This window comes from Micromonospora cremea, assembly GCF_900143515.1.
Taxonomy (GTDB): domain Bacteria; phylum Actinomycetota; class Actinomycetes; order Mycobacteriales; family Micromonosporaceae; genus Micromonospora; species Micromonospora cremea.
The window spans coordinates 305,489-319,685 of record NZ_FSQT01000001.1; the positions used below are offsets into that span (position 1 = coordinate 305,489).

Annotated in this window: 14 protein-coding genes and 3 pseudogenes; 9 read left to right on the plus strand and 8 right to left on the minus strand. The window is 70.0% G+C overall.

What is annotated here, in order from left to right:
• Positions 1 to 130 precede the first annotated feature (130 nt).
• From BUS84_RS41030 to BUS84_RS01365, 4 genes are all read right to left on the minus strand, one after another.
• Entirely contained in the window at positions 131 to 688 is a 558-nt protein-coding gene (locus tag BUS84_RS41030) for a DUF7586 domain-containing protein (RefSeq protein WP_425293434.1), read from the minus strand.
• A 76-nt stretch (positions 689 to 764) separates the two neighbouring features.
• On the minus strand, positions 765 to 1,958 hold the full coding sequence (locus BUS84_RS01360; protein WP_208869486.1) for a hypothetical protein: 1,194 nt from the start codon (positions 1,956 to 1,958) through the stop codon (positions 765 to 767).
• Positions 1,955 to 2,086, minus strand: a complete 132-nt coding sequence (locus BUS84_RS40510; RefSeq protein WP_280175084.1) for a hypothetical protein — start codon at positions 2,084 to 2,086, stop codon at positions 1,955 to 1,957. Before BUS84_RS40510 ends, BUS84_RS01360 begins: the two co-directional genes overlap by 4 nt.
• 94 nt (positions 2,087 to 2,180) lie before the next feature.
• Complete coding sequence (locus tag BUS84_RS01365; protein WP_084757009.1) at positions 2,181 to 3,191, minus strand: mechanosensitive ion channel family protein; 1,011 nt, start codon at positions 3,189 to 3,191, stop codon at positions 2,181 to 2,183.
• 400 nt (positions 3,192 to 3,591) lie between these two features.
• Here BUS84_RS01365 and BUS84_RS01370 point away from each other — a divergent pair, with 400 nt between their 5' ends.
• The gene (locus BUS84_RS01370) at positions 3,592 to 5,031 is read left to right on the plus strand and encodes an SMI1/KNR4 family protein (RefSeq protein ID WP_159450943.1); all 1,440 of its coding nucleotides are present in this window, start codon (positions 3,592 to 3,594) and stop codon (positions 5,029 to 5,031) included.
• A gap of 851 nt (positions 5,032 to 5,882) precedes the next feature.
• Positions 5,883 to 6,734, plus strand: coding sequence for a DUF4262 domain-containing protein (locus BUS84_RS01380; protein ID WP_074308074.1), 852 nt, complete (start codon positions 5,883 to 5,885; stop codon positions 6,732 to 6,734).
• A 167-nt stretch (positions 6,735 to 6,901) separates the two neighbouring features.
• On the opposite strand, the gene BUS84_RS01385 is transcribed toward BUS84_RS01380, so the two are convergent.
• Positions 6,902 to 7,321: a hypothetical protein gene (locus BUS84_RS01385; RefSeq protein ID WP_074308076.1), complete on the minus strand. Its 420-nt coding sequence runs from the start codon at positions 7,319 to 7,321 to the stop codon at positions 6,902 to 6,904.
• A gap of 190 nt (positions 7,322 to 7,511) precedes the next feature.
• Here BUS84_RS01385 and BUS84_RS01390 point away from each other — a divergent pair, with 190 nt between their 5' ends.
• The 3 genes and pseudogenes from BUS84_RS01390 to BUS84_RS01400 all read left to right on the plus strand — a co-directional run.
• On the plus strand, positions 7,512 to 8,444 hold the full coding sequence (locus BUS84_RS01390) for a PKD domain-containing protein (protein ID WP_143728142.1): 933 nt from the start codon (positions 7,512 to 7,514) through the stop codon (positions 8,442 to 8,444).
• Between the two features lie 76 nt (positions 8,445 to 8,520).
• Positions 8,521 to 8,976 (plus strand): hypothetical protein, encoded by a 456-nt coding sequence (locus BUS84_RS01395; RefSeq protein ID WP_143728143.1) that lies wholly within the window; start codon positions 8,521 to 8,523, stop codon positions 8,974 to 8,976.
• Positions 8,977 to 9,169: 193 nt separating this feature from the next.
• A pseudogene (locus tag BUS84_RS01400) lies at positions 9,170 to 9,382 on the plus strand (transposase); the annotation flags it as partial.
• A 65-nt stretch (positions 9,383 to 9,447) separates the two neighbouring features.
• Here the strand turns inward: BUS84_RS01400 and BUS84_RS01405 are convergent.
• Complete coding sequence (locus tag BUS84_RS01405) at positions 9,448 to 10,353, minus strand: hypothetical protein (RefSeq protein ID WP_074308082.1); 906 nt, start codon at positions 10,351 to 10,353, stop codon at positions 9,448 to 9,450.
• A gap of 595 nt (positions 10,354 to 10,948) precedes the next feature.
• Here BUS84_RS01405 and BUS84_RS40515 point away from each other — a divergent pair.
• On the plus strand, positions 10,949 to 11,074 hold the full coding sequence (locus BUS84_RS40515; protein ID WP_280175085.1) for a hypothetical protein: 126 nt from the start codon (positions 10,949 to 10,951) through the stop codon (positions 11,072 to 11,074).
• A 255-nt stretch (positions 11,075 to 11,329) separates the two neighbouring features.
• Here BUS84_RS40515 and BUS84_RS01410 read toward each other — a convergent pair.
• A pseudogene (locus BUS84_RS01410) lies at positions 11,330 to 12,017 on the minus strand (IS6 family transposase).
• On the opposite strand from BUS84_RS01410, the gene BUS84_RS38525 reads away from it, so the two are divergent.
• Positions 11,935 to 12,195 carry a hypothetical protein gene (locus tag BUS84_RS38525; protein WP_167627008.1) on the plus strand — a complete coding sequence of 87 codons (261 nt, stop codon included), beginning with the start codon at positions 11,935 to 11,937 and terminating at the stop codon, positions 12,193 to 12,195. The pseudogene BUS84_RS01410 and the gene BUS84_RS38525 overlap by 83 nt on opposite strands.
• A gap of 58 nt (positions 12,196 to 12,253) precedes the next feature.
• A pseudogene (locus BUS84_RS01415) lies at positions 12,254 to 12,664 on the plus strand (hypothetical protein); the annotation flags it as partial.
• A 174-nt stretch (positions 12,665 to 12,838) separates the two neighbouring features.
• Here the strand turns inward: BUS84_RS01415 and BUS84_RS39300 are convergent.
• Complete coding sequence (locus tag BUS84_RS39300) at positions 12,839 to 13,429, minus strand: IS110 family transposase (protein WP_244298310.1); 591 nt, start codon at positions 13,427 to 13,429, stop codon at positions 12,839 to 12,841.
• Between the two features lie 56 nt (positions 13,430 to 13,485).
• Here BUS84_RS39300 and BUS84_RS01425 point away from each other — a divergent pair, with 56 nt between their 5' ends.
• Entirely contained in the window at positions 13,486 to 14,043 is a 558-nt protein-coding gene (locus BUS84_RS01425) for a dihydrofolate reductase family protein (RefSeq protein ID WP_074308086.1), read from the plus strand.
• Positions 14,044 to 14,197: the final 154 nt, after the last annotated feature.

The window sequence follows — 14,197 nt, forward strand, 5'->3', positions numbered from 1 at the left end:
CGAGTATCCGGATCTGCCGCCGATCGTGCGCGTCGGCGTCGGAGGGCCCCGGCACCCTAGGTAGCCGCCAGCGGTGGGTACGTCCGGGTGCGAGGACGTCCGGTCGTGCCGGATCAGTGCGTTCATAGGGTCAGCCGACTCGCCAAGCGGCCGGGTCGACACCGCCGGCACCGGCGCCGTCGAGTTGTAGGGGCTGCCGGGTGCAGACGAAGGTGCCGAGGTCGAGGTGGCTCACCGCGCCTGCGGCGTCGCGCTCGACCCGCAGCCGCACGCCGGCGAAGTAGCCGTTGAGGCCCTCCCACCGGCCGTCGCGGTCGGGCGCAGCCGGGTGCCGCGCCCGCCTCGGGACAGCGGGGCAGCTCCAAGACGCCGTCGGCCAGCGGCCGCAGCACGTAGGGGACCGCCCCCCAGTACCCAGGGGATGGCGAGGTTCAGCAGCTCCGGGTCGACCGCGGGCAGCGGCGCCACGGCACCGGATCCGCGGCTCCCGCTCGGCGACCGTCCGCAGCAGGTCAGCGGCGGTTCGCTGGGTCGCGAACGCTCCGGTCGACGCCCGCCGTCGTTCGCCGCCGCCCGTCGGCGTGCGTCGCGGTTTATCACTCCGTTGGGCGCGCACCCACGCCCGTCCCGGCCCGCGGTGCGCCACCGTGATAGCCAGCCTCACCGCGGACCAGCCCACCGACGGCATCGCCCTGCTGGCGATGATCCGGGCCGCCGAGGGCAACGCCGTGACCGGGTCCTGATCACAGCGCCGACCAGGGCCGTCAGCCGGCCTCGTGGTTCCGCTCCGGCTCAGACCTGCCTCTGCGCGGCGACCCGGACTCGCCGCTCGGTCCCGGTCCGGCCCCGCCGGTCGGGTCCGGCCGACCCTGCTCGCCGGTCAGCTCCGCGTCGGGCTGATAGCGGTACGCCGCCTCGCGTACCGCCGAGTCGGACTCTAGTCCGGCGCCGAGCGCGCCGCCGACCGTCGCCAGCGAGCTGGCCAGCCAGCCCAGCTTGACCTGGTGGGCGACGCCGGCCGGTCGGCCGGTGGATTCAGCGAGCAGGTCCCAGGGGACGAGGGCGATCGCCCCGACGATGGTCAGCGCGGCGAGCGCCACATACAGCGCGAGGACGCCGATCACCACGGTGAGCACGCTGACCACGTTGAAGAGGACGACCTGCTCCCGGGCCCCCGGGTCGCGCGGAACCCGCTCCCAGAGGCGCGCGCCGAGCACCATGGTCAGCACCACCGCCAGGACGGAGCCGGCCGCGAGCAGGCCGAGCCGCAGGTTGCCCAAAGCCGCCGACAGCTGCCAAATATCGGCGCTCACCAGGGCGAGGACGGCGGTCGCGAAGGCACCAACCAGCAGCCGGGAGAGCCGGACGGCCAGCCGCCACGGCCGGTTCGCCCGGAGCATGCCGAGCAGCAGCCGCAGGTTGCCGCCGATCACCCCGGCCAGCAGGCCGATGCCGGACGCCTGGGGGTTCACGCGCGCGCCGAGTTCCCGGGCCCGCCGTCCGGTGGCCAGGCGCCGGCGGCGCGGGCCAGCCCGTACCGGATCGCCGACGGCGTCGGTATCGCCGAGCAGTGCCGCGAGGAGCCGGTCCCCGGCCTCGGCCATCCGCCGGGCCACGGCGACAGGGCCGAGCGCGGGCATGGAAAGGACCGCGACGCCGTGGGTGGTGCTGGCGTGCGCGACCACGGGCCGCCGCGCGGTCTGCAACGGCAGGTCCGTCACGCAGAGGACCAGACTCCAGCCCTCGGCCAGCATCCGGCGCCGGGCTGCCTCGATGAGCTGGCCGAGGTCGGCCGGCCCTTCGACGAGCCGCGCCACCTGGAGGCGTACCGCCCAGTCGACCTCCGGGACCCGGTTGCGGAGCCGGTCGGCGAGCTCCGTGGCGGCCTCCCGCGCCAGGTCGGCCGCGGCCCCGGGGGCGGCCACGACACCCACGACCACGGACCCACGCCCGGTCACCACACTCCCGCAGCCGGCTCGGCCGCTCCCCCGGGCGCGGCGCCGGTCCGTGGCGCCGTCGCCAACACGGTACCGGTGACCCAGACGAAGTCGTCCCCCACCTCGGTGCAGTCCCGGTCGACGCCCATCGCCGCCTCCCGTCTCTGTCGGCCCGGTCCAGCTAGTCCCCGGTAGGCGCCGACTCATTCATCTGCGCCCGGGCGGCCACGCCGGACCCGCAGGTCAGGGCTGGTACTGGCTACGGGTGCGGGGCAGCCACTGGGGGTGCTGGTCGCGCAGGTAGCGGACCAGTCCCTCGCGTAGGTCGCAGCGCAGGTCCCAGGCGCTGGCGCCGTCCGCGGCCGAGGCCTGCACCTGGATGACCACGGTCTGCGGGGTGGCGTCGACCATCTGGAGCACCCACTGGTCTCGATCCCACAGCGGTGAGGACTCGACCAATCGGCGGGCCTCCCGGCGCAGTTCGTCCAGGTCGGCGGTGTGGTCGACATGGATCTGGATTTTGCCGACCACCCGGGACTCGTTCCGGGTCCAGTTCTGGAACGGCCGCTCGGTGAAGTACGTGGTCGGCAGGATGAGCATCCGCTCGTCCCAGAGCCGGATCACCACGTTGGTCAGCTTCACCTCCTCGACTCGGCCCCATTCGCCGTCCACTACCAGCACGTCGCCGACGTGCATCCCGTCGGCGAAGGCGACCTGGATGCCGGCGAACGCGTTGCCGAGCGCGGTTCGCGCGGAGAGGCCGATCACCGCGCCGATCACGCCGGCCGAGGTCAGAATGGAGATGCCGGCGAGGCGTACCGGCCGGAAGGTGATCAGGATCAGGCCGATTGCGACGACCGTAATCACGGCGACGGTGAGCCGCCGCACGGGGCGGATCTGGGTCCGGGCCCGCCGGATCCGTCGGCTGGTGACCAGATCGCTCGGCAGCTTGCTGAACGAGACCGTTTCGGCGACGTTCAATGTCCTGATCACCAGCCACGAGCTGAGGGCGATCAGGACCAGCAGGACGGTGTGCCGCAGATAACGCTGCCACTCGGCCGGTCCGGGCGGCAGCGCGTAGTACAGCGCCCCGACCAGCAGGGCCGCGCCCGCTGGGCGGCGGCAGGCGTGCCGCAGCGGTTCCAGCAGCCACTTGTAGCGGCCACGGGCAGCCCGGCGGATCAGCACGCCGGTGACCAGGTCCACGACCACGGCCGCCGCCAGCGCGGCCAACACGATCAACGCGGTACGCATCAGAGGCCGTCCACGTGATTCCGATGCCGCCTCTCCTGAACGCGCGACCGCACTCCCCGCGTTCAGGGTGTCATCGGATCCGGGTGGCAAGCGGCGGATATCGGGAATGCCAACCGGCCGTGACCGACGTCCGGCGGCTGGACGAACGAGACGGCGGGCCTGCCCGCAGGCTCCCTGCGAGCCGGCGCAAGATGCGTGATCGGCGCCCTACGGCCGGTCGCCGACCTGCCGGGGGGCACCGCTCATGCAGCCCCATCGGCGAGGTTGTGTTCAGTCCGCCGGTGCGGTCTCTGCGGCCTCATCCCTGGCCGTGACAGATGCACTGATCTGCCGCTGGTCGCGCGGTCATGCCGGAACAGTGCGCGCTATCTTGTTCGTGGATCTTGGGGAGGGATCGGCGATGACGGATCTGCGTGGGCTGGTGGGAGACATGGCGTCGGCGTTGGCCGGCACGGGCGTGGCGGTCCTGCAGGGGTGTCACCGACCCGGGGCCGGCAGTTCGTTGCACACGTTCGATGCTGCCGGCCGGTCAGCGTTCGCGGACACCGGGTTCGCCGTGCACGACCTGCTGCGTCGGGTGGACGAGGTGCTGCGCCCGGACGGCGAGGGCCGCCCGATCGTGGTCGAACTCGCCCGTGACGAGGCAGGACGCGCGGAGCTGCGGTACACCTTCGACTTGCCCACCGTGGCGCCGGTGCGGCTGGTACTCGATCCCGATTACCGGCACCCCAACCACCCCGCGTCGCCGATGCCGGCACCGCCCGGTGCCGCTGTCACTGACCGGCCCACCGACCCGGAAGTCCTCGCCACCATTCGCGCCCTCGTGGCGGAGTTCGCGCTCGGCTACACGCGGAAGACGGGGCGCACGCCCGACTTCGGCGCCGGGCATTCGGAAGAGGAGATCCGCGCCGCTGAGGCTGCCATGGGCCTGCGGCTGCCCGAGGACCTGCGGGCGCTGTACCGCACCGTATCCGACGATGAGGAGTACGGGCTGCTCGGCGCGGGGGCCCTGCTGTCGTTGGACTCCGTGGTGGCGGAGTACCTGAGCGGCAAGCCCGGGACCGGCCTCGGGTCCGACGACCTGTTCGCGGTGTTCCCGGTCGTCTACGAGGCGTACCCGCCCGGCCGGGTGCGGCGGGTCTCCCGCAATGACTGGTGGGTGGAGGTCGGCACCGACTGGGGCGGCAACTACTGCGCGGTCGACCTCGATCCCGGGCCGCAGGGCACGTCCGGGCAGATCATCCAGTACGGCAGAGACTTCTACGGGCCGGTGGGGTATACCGCCGAGTCCGTGACGGCGGCGCTGCACGACAGGCTCGCGGTGCTGCGGGACGACGGTACCCCGCGGCGCGCCTCGATCCATCCGCAGTACAGCCACTCCGAGCAGGTGGGGGAGCGGCGGGTCGCTGACGTCGTCGCCGGACTCGACGTGCAGGAGCTCTACCTCAACGACGGCGGTCGCCTCAATCTGGCGGAGCTTGCGCCGCTCCGCCACCTGCGCAGCGTCTCGATCAACCGTGCGACAGCGGTCACGGCGAGCCTCCCGTCCGGCGTGCCGATCGAGTGGCTGTCGATCGACGCCGCCGAGATTGACCTTCCGCCGCTGGGCGGGCATCCGACCCTGTGGGGGCTGAAGCTCGCGTCCCGTTCCCCGGTCGCGATCGCGGCGCTGGCCGGCCTGCCGGCCCTGGCCCACCTCGACCTGTCCGGGGCCGACGTCAGCGACCTGCACCGGGTCGCGGAGTTGCCGGGCCTGCGGGTGCTGGAGCTCAACCTGGCGCAGTGGCGGGAGTGGGTGGGCGCGGTTCATTGCCGGCCGGGCTGGCGGCCGCAGCGCTGAACGGGTTCGCCCGGCTGGAGGAGGCCGACCAGTGGGCCGACTGGCTGCGGGGAGCCGCCAGGCAGCGGTGAGCGGGCGGGGCCGGCAGTGGCCGCTGGACGGCAAGTCCACCCGGAGGGCTCATCCGAACGCTGCGAGTCAGCTTGCCGCTGGTCCTTGGCGTAGCCGAGCGGGCGCGGTCCAGACTTGATCAGGTGCGCACATCTGCCGCGGATAATGGGCGCCAAGCGAAGCGCTCCATCACCGTCCGTACGCACCTCCCAGATCTATACCTGAATTCGTTACGCCGATGGGCCACCACGCGCGGAAGGGCTGCCCGGTAGGCCTCAAGCACGCCGGTGCCACCAGGGCTTTTGGGGTGGCGCCTGCGGATCGTGGATCGTGCGGCGTTCGAAGACCTCGTCCAGCGGGCGGAGCCGCTTTAGCAGTTCGCGGCGTGCCCGCGGGCCCAGCGCTCCCAGCGCTTTGGCCAACACGTCGCGGTGCTCCAGGGGGTCGCAGCACGGACACCCGGCCTGCGCGGCGTCCTGCAAGAGGCGTGCGACCGGCCGGTGGACGGCTCGTTTCCAATCCGCCAGAGCACGGGCCACGGCACCAGGCCACAGGGACGAACGCTCGTACCGCGAAATCTGTCTGGCGGCTGCGACAGGGAGCCCGTCTATCTCGGGTACTTTGATGTGGCGATCAGCCCGACGTGGACGTGCAGCGCGCACCCCCGAAGGCGGCCTACGCGCCACAGTCCTTTCTGATCATCGTCATGCTGACGATGATTGCACGAGACCACGCCGTTCTCCAACGGATTGGAATCCTCATTAGCCGCTAACCGGGTGGTCGCCTTGTATGCTCCGCGGATGCCCGACGCGCCCGACCGCGAGTGTCATTGCCTCCTCTGCGAGGGCGACGGCGCACCGCGGGTTCGGTGGCGGCGGGCAGAGAAGTCCTGGCCGGAGCGCGAGCGCCGCAATGCCCGGCTGGTTCGTGAGTACGGTTGGGGCGTCACCGGCGTTCTTGGCATGACCACGCCCGACTGGGCCTACTCGATCGGTCTGTGGCACAGCTACGGCAGCGTCGAGTTGTGCCTGCTCGGCATCCCGCAGCAGCGGGCCATGGAGATCGTCAACACGGTCGGCCGCCTGATCCGTGACGGGCGGCCGCTGACCCCCGGCCGCAGGCTGGCAGGCGTCATCGACGGGTACGAGCTCGCGCTCGCTCCGGTGCACAGCAGTTGGTACGGGCAACTGTTCGGCGCGGCCATCGATTACTATCAGCGTCCGCCGTTTCCGGTCGTGCAACTGCTGTGGCCGGACAGGGCCGGCCGCTACCCGGGTCACCCCGAGCTCGATGACGGCGCGCATGAGACCCAGCCGTCGCTGTGGCTGCCGATGGACGAGCACCCGCGCAGTATGTGGACCGAGCCGACGCCGCCATGGATGTACCCGAAACTTGATCCTTGCCAGGTCGTGTTCACGCTCAAGCGCATCATGGACGGCGGCCGCCCGGTCAACCGTGTGATCCACGATCACGACGGGAGCTGGCAGTTCCTCGACGGCGACGCGATGGAGCAGCCGGACGTGACCACCGCGCATCTGGTCCACCTCGTCGCCCACCACGACGTCGGCCAGTTGCTGGACCTGCCGGTGGGTTGGCGCGCCTGGCGGCAGCCCGACGGCAGCTGGCTACGCTCGACCGTCGAGCCGCAGTAAGCCTGCCAGTCCCACTGCGGGCCCGGGCCGAGCAGCGAGGACCTGACCAATGGACGCCTGGCTCCAGGTCGAGCTGCCCGCAACCGACGGAGTCGGAGCAACTGCTCGCCGGTCTGCAAGGAGCGGATGCGGCAGATGATCTGACGCTGCCACGCTGTCCGGAACGCTCACCGCTGCACGCTTGTGCCGCCGGTCGTGCGCGCTCGCCGTCGCACTGGGCGTCGCTGCAGCAGCAGCAGCCTCGGCTCCGGCAAAGTGCGGACCTCACGATGGCTCCGGCGGTCGCACGTGCGGAGCCAGACCCGGCCGTGTACCACCTCGACCGACCCTGCTGCGACGAGACAGGAAGGAAGATCGCCCCCGGCCGGTGCATCGACGTCGAAGGCAACGACCACTGGTGATTCTTCACCGACGTGCCGACGCACCAGTGCGCGCTCGTCGAGGGTGGGATCTCGGAACCGAGGATCCCAGAACTGGGTCGGGCAGGCCATGTATGCGACGTCGGTGAAGATCACCTCGAGACCGTGGTGGTAGGTCAGGTCGTGTCCCGCGGCCAACCGAAGCTGGGAGCCGTCGAAGTGCAGCACGTCCCAGTCCCACCATGATCCCCCAGGCAGTTCAATCACACCGCCGATCCTCGCATCGGCGAGCAGTCAATGGACCGTGCCGATCGTCCGTACTCTGCCGGAGGTGCAGGGCCTGGAAGGGGAGCCGATCGGGCTGTACGTTTCCGGCTCCGGCGGCGCCGTGTCCTGGACCTACCGCCCGGACGGGGACGTGGACCCGGGGACGTCCTGCGTCTTCAGCGACAGCGCGAGTCGCAACCCGACCATCACCTGCAATGACAGCGGCACGTTCATCGCGACAGTCGTGCTGGACGACGGCGTGAGCACGCCGGTCACCGCGCAGACGAAGGTCATCGTCCGCAACGATCCGCCTCAAGTAAGCTTCACCACTCCGACCCCGTGGCAGTTGTTCCGGGTCGGCGAGCCGGTCGTGTTCGACGCCCCCATCACCGACAGTGGCAGCAACGACGTGCACCGCTGTCAGTACGGGTGGGACGATGGCGAAGCGTGGGACGAGCAGTTCGACGCCAACGGCCGTAACTGCGGGGTGACGCACACCTACGAGCACGCCGGCATGTACACGGTCGACCTGGTCGTGACCGACGACGACCTGGCACAGGGCTCGACGTCGGTAATGATCGTCGTATACGACCCGAACGAGGGGCCGGCGAGCATCGCCGGTAGCACCGCCACTCCGACCGGCGCACTGGCCACCGATCCGAACGCGAGTGGCGAGACCTCGGTCCACTACGCCGCGCAATACCCAATGGGCGGGCGGGTTCCAGTCACCGAGGTGAACGGCCAGACGCTCGCCTGGGTCGACGGGACTAGCTTCCGCCTGCAACTTGAGGCGATGGAGTGGTTCGTAATCACCGAGGACGGCAAGGTCGCTGGCCGAGGGACCAGCACAGTGGACGGAAAGGTCGGTTACACCTGGGTCCTCTACGGCTGGGACTATTGTGACGGATCGAACAGCCCCGGCTGCCAGAATATTCCGTCGGACAAGATCCGACTGGTCGTCTTCGAGAGTGCCACCGGGAAGGTCGTCTACGATCACAGCCCCGGCAGCAATGAGTTCGATGTCGACCGCATCTCACCGACGGTGATGAACTCGGGCGCGGTTCGCGTGCGACGCAGCCCCTAGTGAATGTCGGGGGGCGGGCGCACCTCGCGTGCGCCCGCCCCCGCAGTCCCGCCTAAACGACGACGATGGAGAAGCGGTGGCACAACTGACCGGGATGGCGACCGGACGGGTGAAGCCTGACCATCGGCTCATCAGCATCCTCGGCACGGGCTATACCGACAGCTTCGCGCCCGAGTTCACCCGCGACCGGTTTTGCTACGCTGACCGTGACATCGTCTACCTGACCAGCATCAGCCAGCACCATCGGGCGATGGTGACCCTGGAGGCGTGGGACGATGCGCCGGCGGTGCGCCGCGCCGACGAGGCGTTCGAGACGGTGGAGCTCGAGCTGACGACCGGCCAGGTGTATGTCTGCTCGATGATGGAAACTCGCGTCAGCCCGGTGCTGACCGTCGGACCACCGGGCGCATACGTGGCCCGCGCTGAGGTCTCCGGGCGCGCCGAGCTGCGTGAGCGCCTGGCCCACATGGACATGTCCGAGAGACTCGACGACATCGAACAGTTCCGCGTCCGCTTCTGGCCGAGGCGGTGAACCGCGTGACCCCGCAGCAGGGCAGGCCGCCCGCCGACGCCTGCAGCGAGGGTATGTCCGAGCAGCGGCGGTCGGCGGAGACCGACGAACCGCCCCCAACCTCCCGCGAAACGCGGCTTGAGCCCTCTGTCGATAATCGCGGTCGGCACGGTCGTGGTCGGCATGCTAATCGGCGCGGCGCTTGTCGCCCCGTTTCTGCGACCCGCACTCACCCTGGCAAGGCGGCTCCAACGAGAACACCAACGGACTGCTGCGCCAATACTTCCCCAAAGGCACCGACCTGGCCGTCCACACCCGCGAACACCTCGCCGCCGTCGCCGCCGAACTCAACGCCCGCCCACGCAAAACGCTCGGCTGGGACACCCCAGCCGAGCGCCTCGCTAAGCTCCTAGCCGTCACCAGCTAGACCTCGTGTTGCAACGACCCCTCGAAACCGCCCCCAGTGATAGGCGGCCGGGGGCCATTTTGTCGTCAGGCTGCGAAGCGGGCCTTCCAACGGCGCGCTAGGAGCACCGCGCCAAGGCCAAGGACCAGGGCGCCCAGGCCGATACCAGCGAGGGTCCCACCGCTGGCACCCGTGACCGGGAGACCGCCGCCAGCGCCAGGCGCAGGAACGGGAGGTGCCGGCGTGTACGTGGCGGTCGGGGTGGGCTTCGGCGTGGGCTTCGTGGGCTTGCTGGGCTTCAGCGGGTTGGACTCGCAGCCGATACCCGGAATGCCCTGGTTGCCGTCCAGACCCCACGGGTCGTTCTTCACGTCGACCAGGGTGACGTGGTACTTCACGTCGGAGCAGTTGACCTTGCCGGGCGGGTTCGGGAAGTCGGCGCACAGGTTCTGCTTCGTGCCGGTGTAGAGGTACGCCTCGCAGTCGCGCGGCTCCGGCGGGCCGGGCACCCGAGCCCGGAAGTTGACCAGCTCGTCACCGATTTGCAAGTCGCTCACCACCACGGTGCCGGCGGTGCCGTTGTCGTACACGACGCCGGCCTCCTTGATCGTGCCGGGCGTTGCGACGGTGAAGGAGACATCGCCGTCCTCACCGCACTGCGTGTTGCCACCGATGAGCTGATCCCAGGAGTTGGTGTTGACGCCGTTCACGACCAGGTAGACCCGGGGAGCGCCAGCGCTGCACGTCGCGCCGTCGGCCAGCTCGTAGTGGAAACTGACGGTGGTCGCCGCCGCCATTTCCATGTTGAGATTCGCGGTCTCGACGGACGTGTTGGCCCCCTTGAGCGTGACCTCGTTCTTGCCGGTGATGGCGGACGCCCCGTTGGCCGTCCACACCGGGTCGCCGGGCTTGGCCTGAGCGGGGGCGCTCAGCATCAGGGTGCTGAGTGTCAGTGCGCCGAGTGCGGCACCGATCGTCTTGAGCGTGCGCAATTGATCTCCCTCGTTGGCGGATGGTGCGGCCGGGCTGAACGGGGCCAGACGCTAGCCGCGCCACACGCAAGGGTCAATCAGGCAGAAGTGGCCCTTGACCAGCGGAAACACCACCAGGCGCTGCCTGCCGATGACGGAGGGGCCCAAAAGCCTTAGGGGGCAACACCTTTGTCGCGACTTAGGGGACCTTTAGGAAAGACTTACCCGAGACATGTCCGTGTTCGCAGATAGCGAAAACGACCCGGCTATTCACTGATGGGCGGGCGGTCATTCGTTTGATCGGTCAGGGCACCGTTGCCCGCGCAGGAGTTGAGCTACGGACATGTGTGCCTACCTGGAAGGTTTGCGGATGATCGCCGCGCCAAGGGTGTAACGGCATGCAAACGGGCAGCGCCTGTGGTGGTGGAAGGCCGAGGTGCGTGACCTTTCGACCGGGCGGGACTGCTCAACCCCCGTAGTCCCCGCCCGGATCACAGCCGAACAGCGCATCACCACGCTCCCGCGGAGGCATTGCACGATGGCTGACTCGACATCGCACAACCCCCCGCCGCGCTGGCCCGGCCGAAACGGGGTGGCTGCACCTCCGGCATGGAACATGCCGACCCAGCCTCTTCGGCCGCAGCCGCACCGCTCCGGCGAGCGGTGGCCGTACCTCATCTTCGGCGGAGCCACCTTGCTGCTCGGGGCCCTCGCCACGCTGGTTGTCGTCCTGGCCAGATGAACCCGTCCGAGGTGCGGCAGCACGACCCTGTAACGCGGCACGCGCGCTTGTATTCATTACGCCCCAAGGGGTTGAGCGTGTCACCGCTACGGCTTGGCGGCTGGCACCGACTTCGGTGCCGCCGCCAGGGGCGGGAACACCCCACACTGCCCAAGCTGGCGTTGCCGACGACTGCCCCGGTGCGGATCGAGTCTAGGAACGGCGGTGTTGCGTTGGGGGACCGGCGGACATGTTGAACCTGTGTCGGGTCGGCGGTCAGGTCGCTTGGGCGAGTTCGGTAACCGCAGCGGCGACCCGCAGAGCGGGCGGGGTGTCGACGGCGAGTTCGTAGTGTCCGCGTCGGAGGTTCTGCATGAAGGCGTGTCCAGCGATGCTCACCTGTGCTGTCTTGTCCGTTCGTAGCCCGCGCATCGGTTTCAATCGGTGTTTGAGCTGGATGTGATCAGCCTCGATCGGGTTGTTGGCGTACTGCTCGACGTGGTGCCACGCGGACGGGATCAGCTCGTCGAGGACGCCGGGGTAGACGGCGGCGGCGTGGGTGACCACCACGGTGGGTGTCACTTCAACGTCGACAGCGCCCGGCGGAAGAACCGCCGGGCAGCGCCGGCGTCCCGGCGGGCCGAGACGAGCACGTCGGTGACCTGCCCGTACTGGTCGACCGCCCGGTACACGTAGCGCCACACCCGTTGACCTTGACGTACGTCTCATCAACGTGCCACCTGTCGCCTGGTGAGTGCCGGCAGAAGCGGGCGGCGTCGGCCAGCAGCGGGGTGAACCGCCGCACGCAGCGGTAGACCGTGACGTGACCGACCAACACGCCGCGCTCGACCAGCAACTCCTCATCGTCGCGATAGGACAGGTTGAACCGCAGATACCACCGCACCGCGACCACGATCACCTCCGGCGGGAACCGGAACCCGGAGAACGCCGACTTCGGAGGCAGCCACGGGTCAGGCCGGGTCGATGGCTTCACTGCTCAAGCCTGCCTCGCTCTTGCCAACGCTCAACGCAACAGTGCCCGCGACGGCACCTGGTACGTGGAGTACCGCAAGGTTCGTCCGGCCGGCGACGGCTGGCACTACGAGGCCACCGGCGGGATGGACAAACAGGACGAGGAGTGACGTCGGCGGCGCGGGCCTGATCCGGGTTTCCGTCCCCGGCACGGGGGAAGCCAGCGGCATGGCCGAGACCTTCGCGGATCAGGACCTCACGACCCTGCGGTCGATTGCGCGCGGTGCGGGGATACCGGACACGGACCGGATGCCGCACGACGAGCTGGTCGAGATGTTGCGCCGGGCCGGACTGGCCGAGCCGGCCGGCCGGCCGGTCGACACCAACCTGGCCGAGCAGGGCGGCGCACCGACCTCGGGCACGTACCGCGCCGAGGGCGTCGGACGCCGCGAGTCGGCCGGCGGATCGGGCGCGCAGACGGCCGCCGCCGTCGACCAGCCGACGCAGGATCCGGCCGGGTTGTCCGGCCTGCCCCGCAGCAGTCTGGACCTGGGTGACGAGAGCACTGGCGGTCGGGCCGCCGAGGAGGCGGTCGGTGCCCGGCGGGGCGAGTCGGTGGTCGACGACCGCGCCCAGGACGCGCGGGGCGTGCAGGGTGAGAACCAGGACGCGGCCGGACTGTCGGGCCTGCCCCGCAGCAGTCTGGACCTGGGTGACGAGAGCACTGGCGGTCGGGCCGCCGAGGAGGCGATCGGGGCCCGGCCCGGCGAGTCCGGCACCGAGATCGACCGCACGCGGCGCTGACACCGCTGTTCACGCGGTTGATCTGCCGGTTCCCGCCGCGGGAGGGCCGATGGCGGACCTGCTCGCCGCGGGACGCGTCGATGGGGGCGGTGCCGTTCCAGGAGGCGAATTGGGCCGGTTCGGGAACCGGGTGATGTCGCCGACCTCGGCCAGCAACCGGGCGGCGCCGGACGGTCCAATGCCATGCAGGTTCATCAGCGTGGTGCCGGTGGAGGCCACCAGTTCGGTCAGTTCCTTGTCTGCCTCCCTGGGGCGCCGGTAGACCCGTTCGAAGTCACCGATCAGCTCCGCGGCCACCCGGCGTCGGGCCTTGCCGACCGCGTCGCGAGGCCGGATCGTGGCCAGCAGTGCTTTGGCCTGGGCAGCGGACAGACTCTTCTTCGCTCCACCCGGAATTAGTTCCAGCAGCAGTTGTTGCAGCTGGGAGACCATCCGGGTGTGGTCCTCGCCAAGACAGCGGCGCCGGTCGACCAAAATCCGCATCAGGGCCAGCTGCTCATCGTTAACCACCGGGCGCAGCCCGGCCATGCGGGTGCCGACCAGCGCGATGGAGTGGGCGTCGGTGGCGTCGGTCTTGCGGCCCTGCCCGGTGGCGAACACCCGCGCCTTGGCGGACAGCCTGGGCCGACGCCGTAGTGGCGTTAGACTCGCCGGCCATGGGACCGCTCATCTTCAGCCTCAACCTCACCCTGGACGGTTGCGTCGACCACCAGGAGGGGATCGCCGACGACGAGACGCACGCCTTCTTCACCCGTCTCATGGACGAGGGCGGGGCAATGCTGTGGGGTCGCGTCACCTACGAGATGATGGAGAGCTACTGGCCGGCCGTCGCCCGCGGCGACGAGGAGGCGCCGCCGGCCATGCGCGAGTGGGCGGTCAAGCTGGAGGCCAAACCCAAGTACGTGGTGTCGTCGACGCGCAAGGACTTCCCGTGGGCCAACAGCCACCACATCGCCGGTGATCTGCGCGAGGGCGTGCAGAAGCTTAAGGACGCGACCCCGGCCGGGGTCCTCCTCGGAAGCGGCAAGCTCGCGACCGAGCTCGACCGGCTGGACCTGATCGACGAGTACAAGATGCTCGTCCATCCCAGGATCGCCGGCCACGGCCCGACGCTGTACCAGGGCGGGCTGCCCGGCACGCGCCAGCTCGAGCTGCTCTCGGCGGAGCCGCTCCGCAACGGCGTGGTGGCCATGCACTACCGCCGCGCGCGCTGAATCACAGGAGTCCATCGCCGCCAGCTCACCGGCAGCGCGGCGTCCTCCTCGCGCTCGCCGTGCAGCGCCGAACGACTCCTCGAAGGCGAGGACGTCTTCGAAGAGCCCGGTCGAGGGCTCCGTGGATGTCGCCAGCGGCGCAGCATCGGCCCGA

Excerpts from the sequence above, each read along its gene's own strand:
- BUS84_RS40515 (WP_280175085.1), top strand. The coding sequence starts at position 10,949 with ATGCCGACCCAGCCTCTTCGGCCGCAGCCGCACCGCTCCGGCGAGCGG.
- BUS84_RS40510 (WP_280175084.1), bottom strand. The coding sequence starts at position 2,086 with ATGGGCGTCGACCGGGACTGCACCGAGGTGGGGGACGACTTCGTCTGG.
- BUS84_RS41030 (WP_425293434.1), bottom strand. The coding sequence starts at position 688 with ATGCCGTCGGTGGGCTGGTCCGCGGTGAGGCTGGCTATCACGGTGGCG.
- BUS84_RS01425 (WP_074308086.1), top strand. The coding sequence starts at position 13,486 with ATGGGACCGCTCATCTTCAGCCTCAACCTCACCCTGGACGGTTGCGTC.
- BUS84_RS01380 (WP_074308074.1), top strand. The coding sequence starts at position 5,883 with ATGCCCGACGCGCCCGACCGCGAGTGTCATTGCCTCCTCTGCGAGGGC.
- BUS84_RS01365 (WP_084757009.1), bottom strand. The coding sequence starts at position 3,191 with ATGCGTACCGCGTTGATCGTGTTGGCCGCGCTGGCGGCGGCCGTGGTC.
- BUS84_RS01370 (WP_159450943.1), top strand. The coding sequence starts at position 3,592 with ATGACGGATCTGCGTGGGCTGGTGGGAGACATGGCGTCGGCGTTGGCC.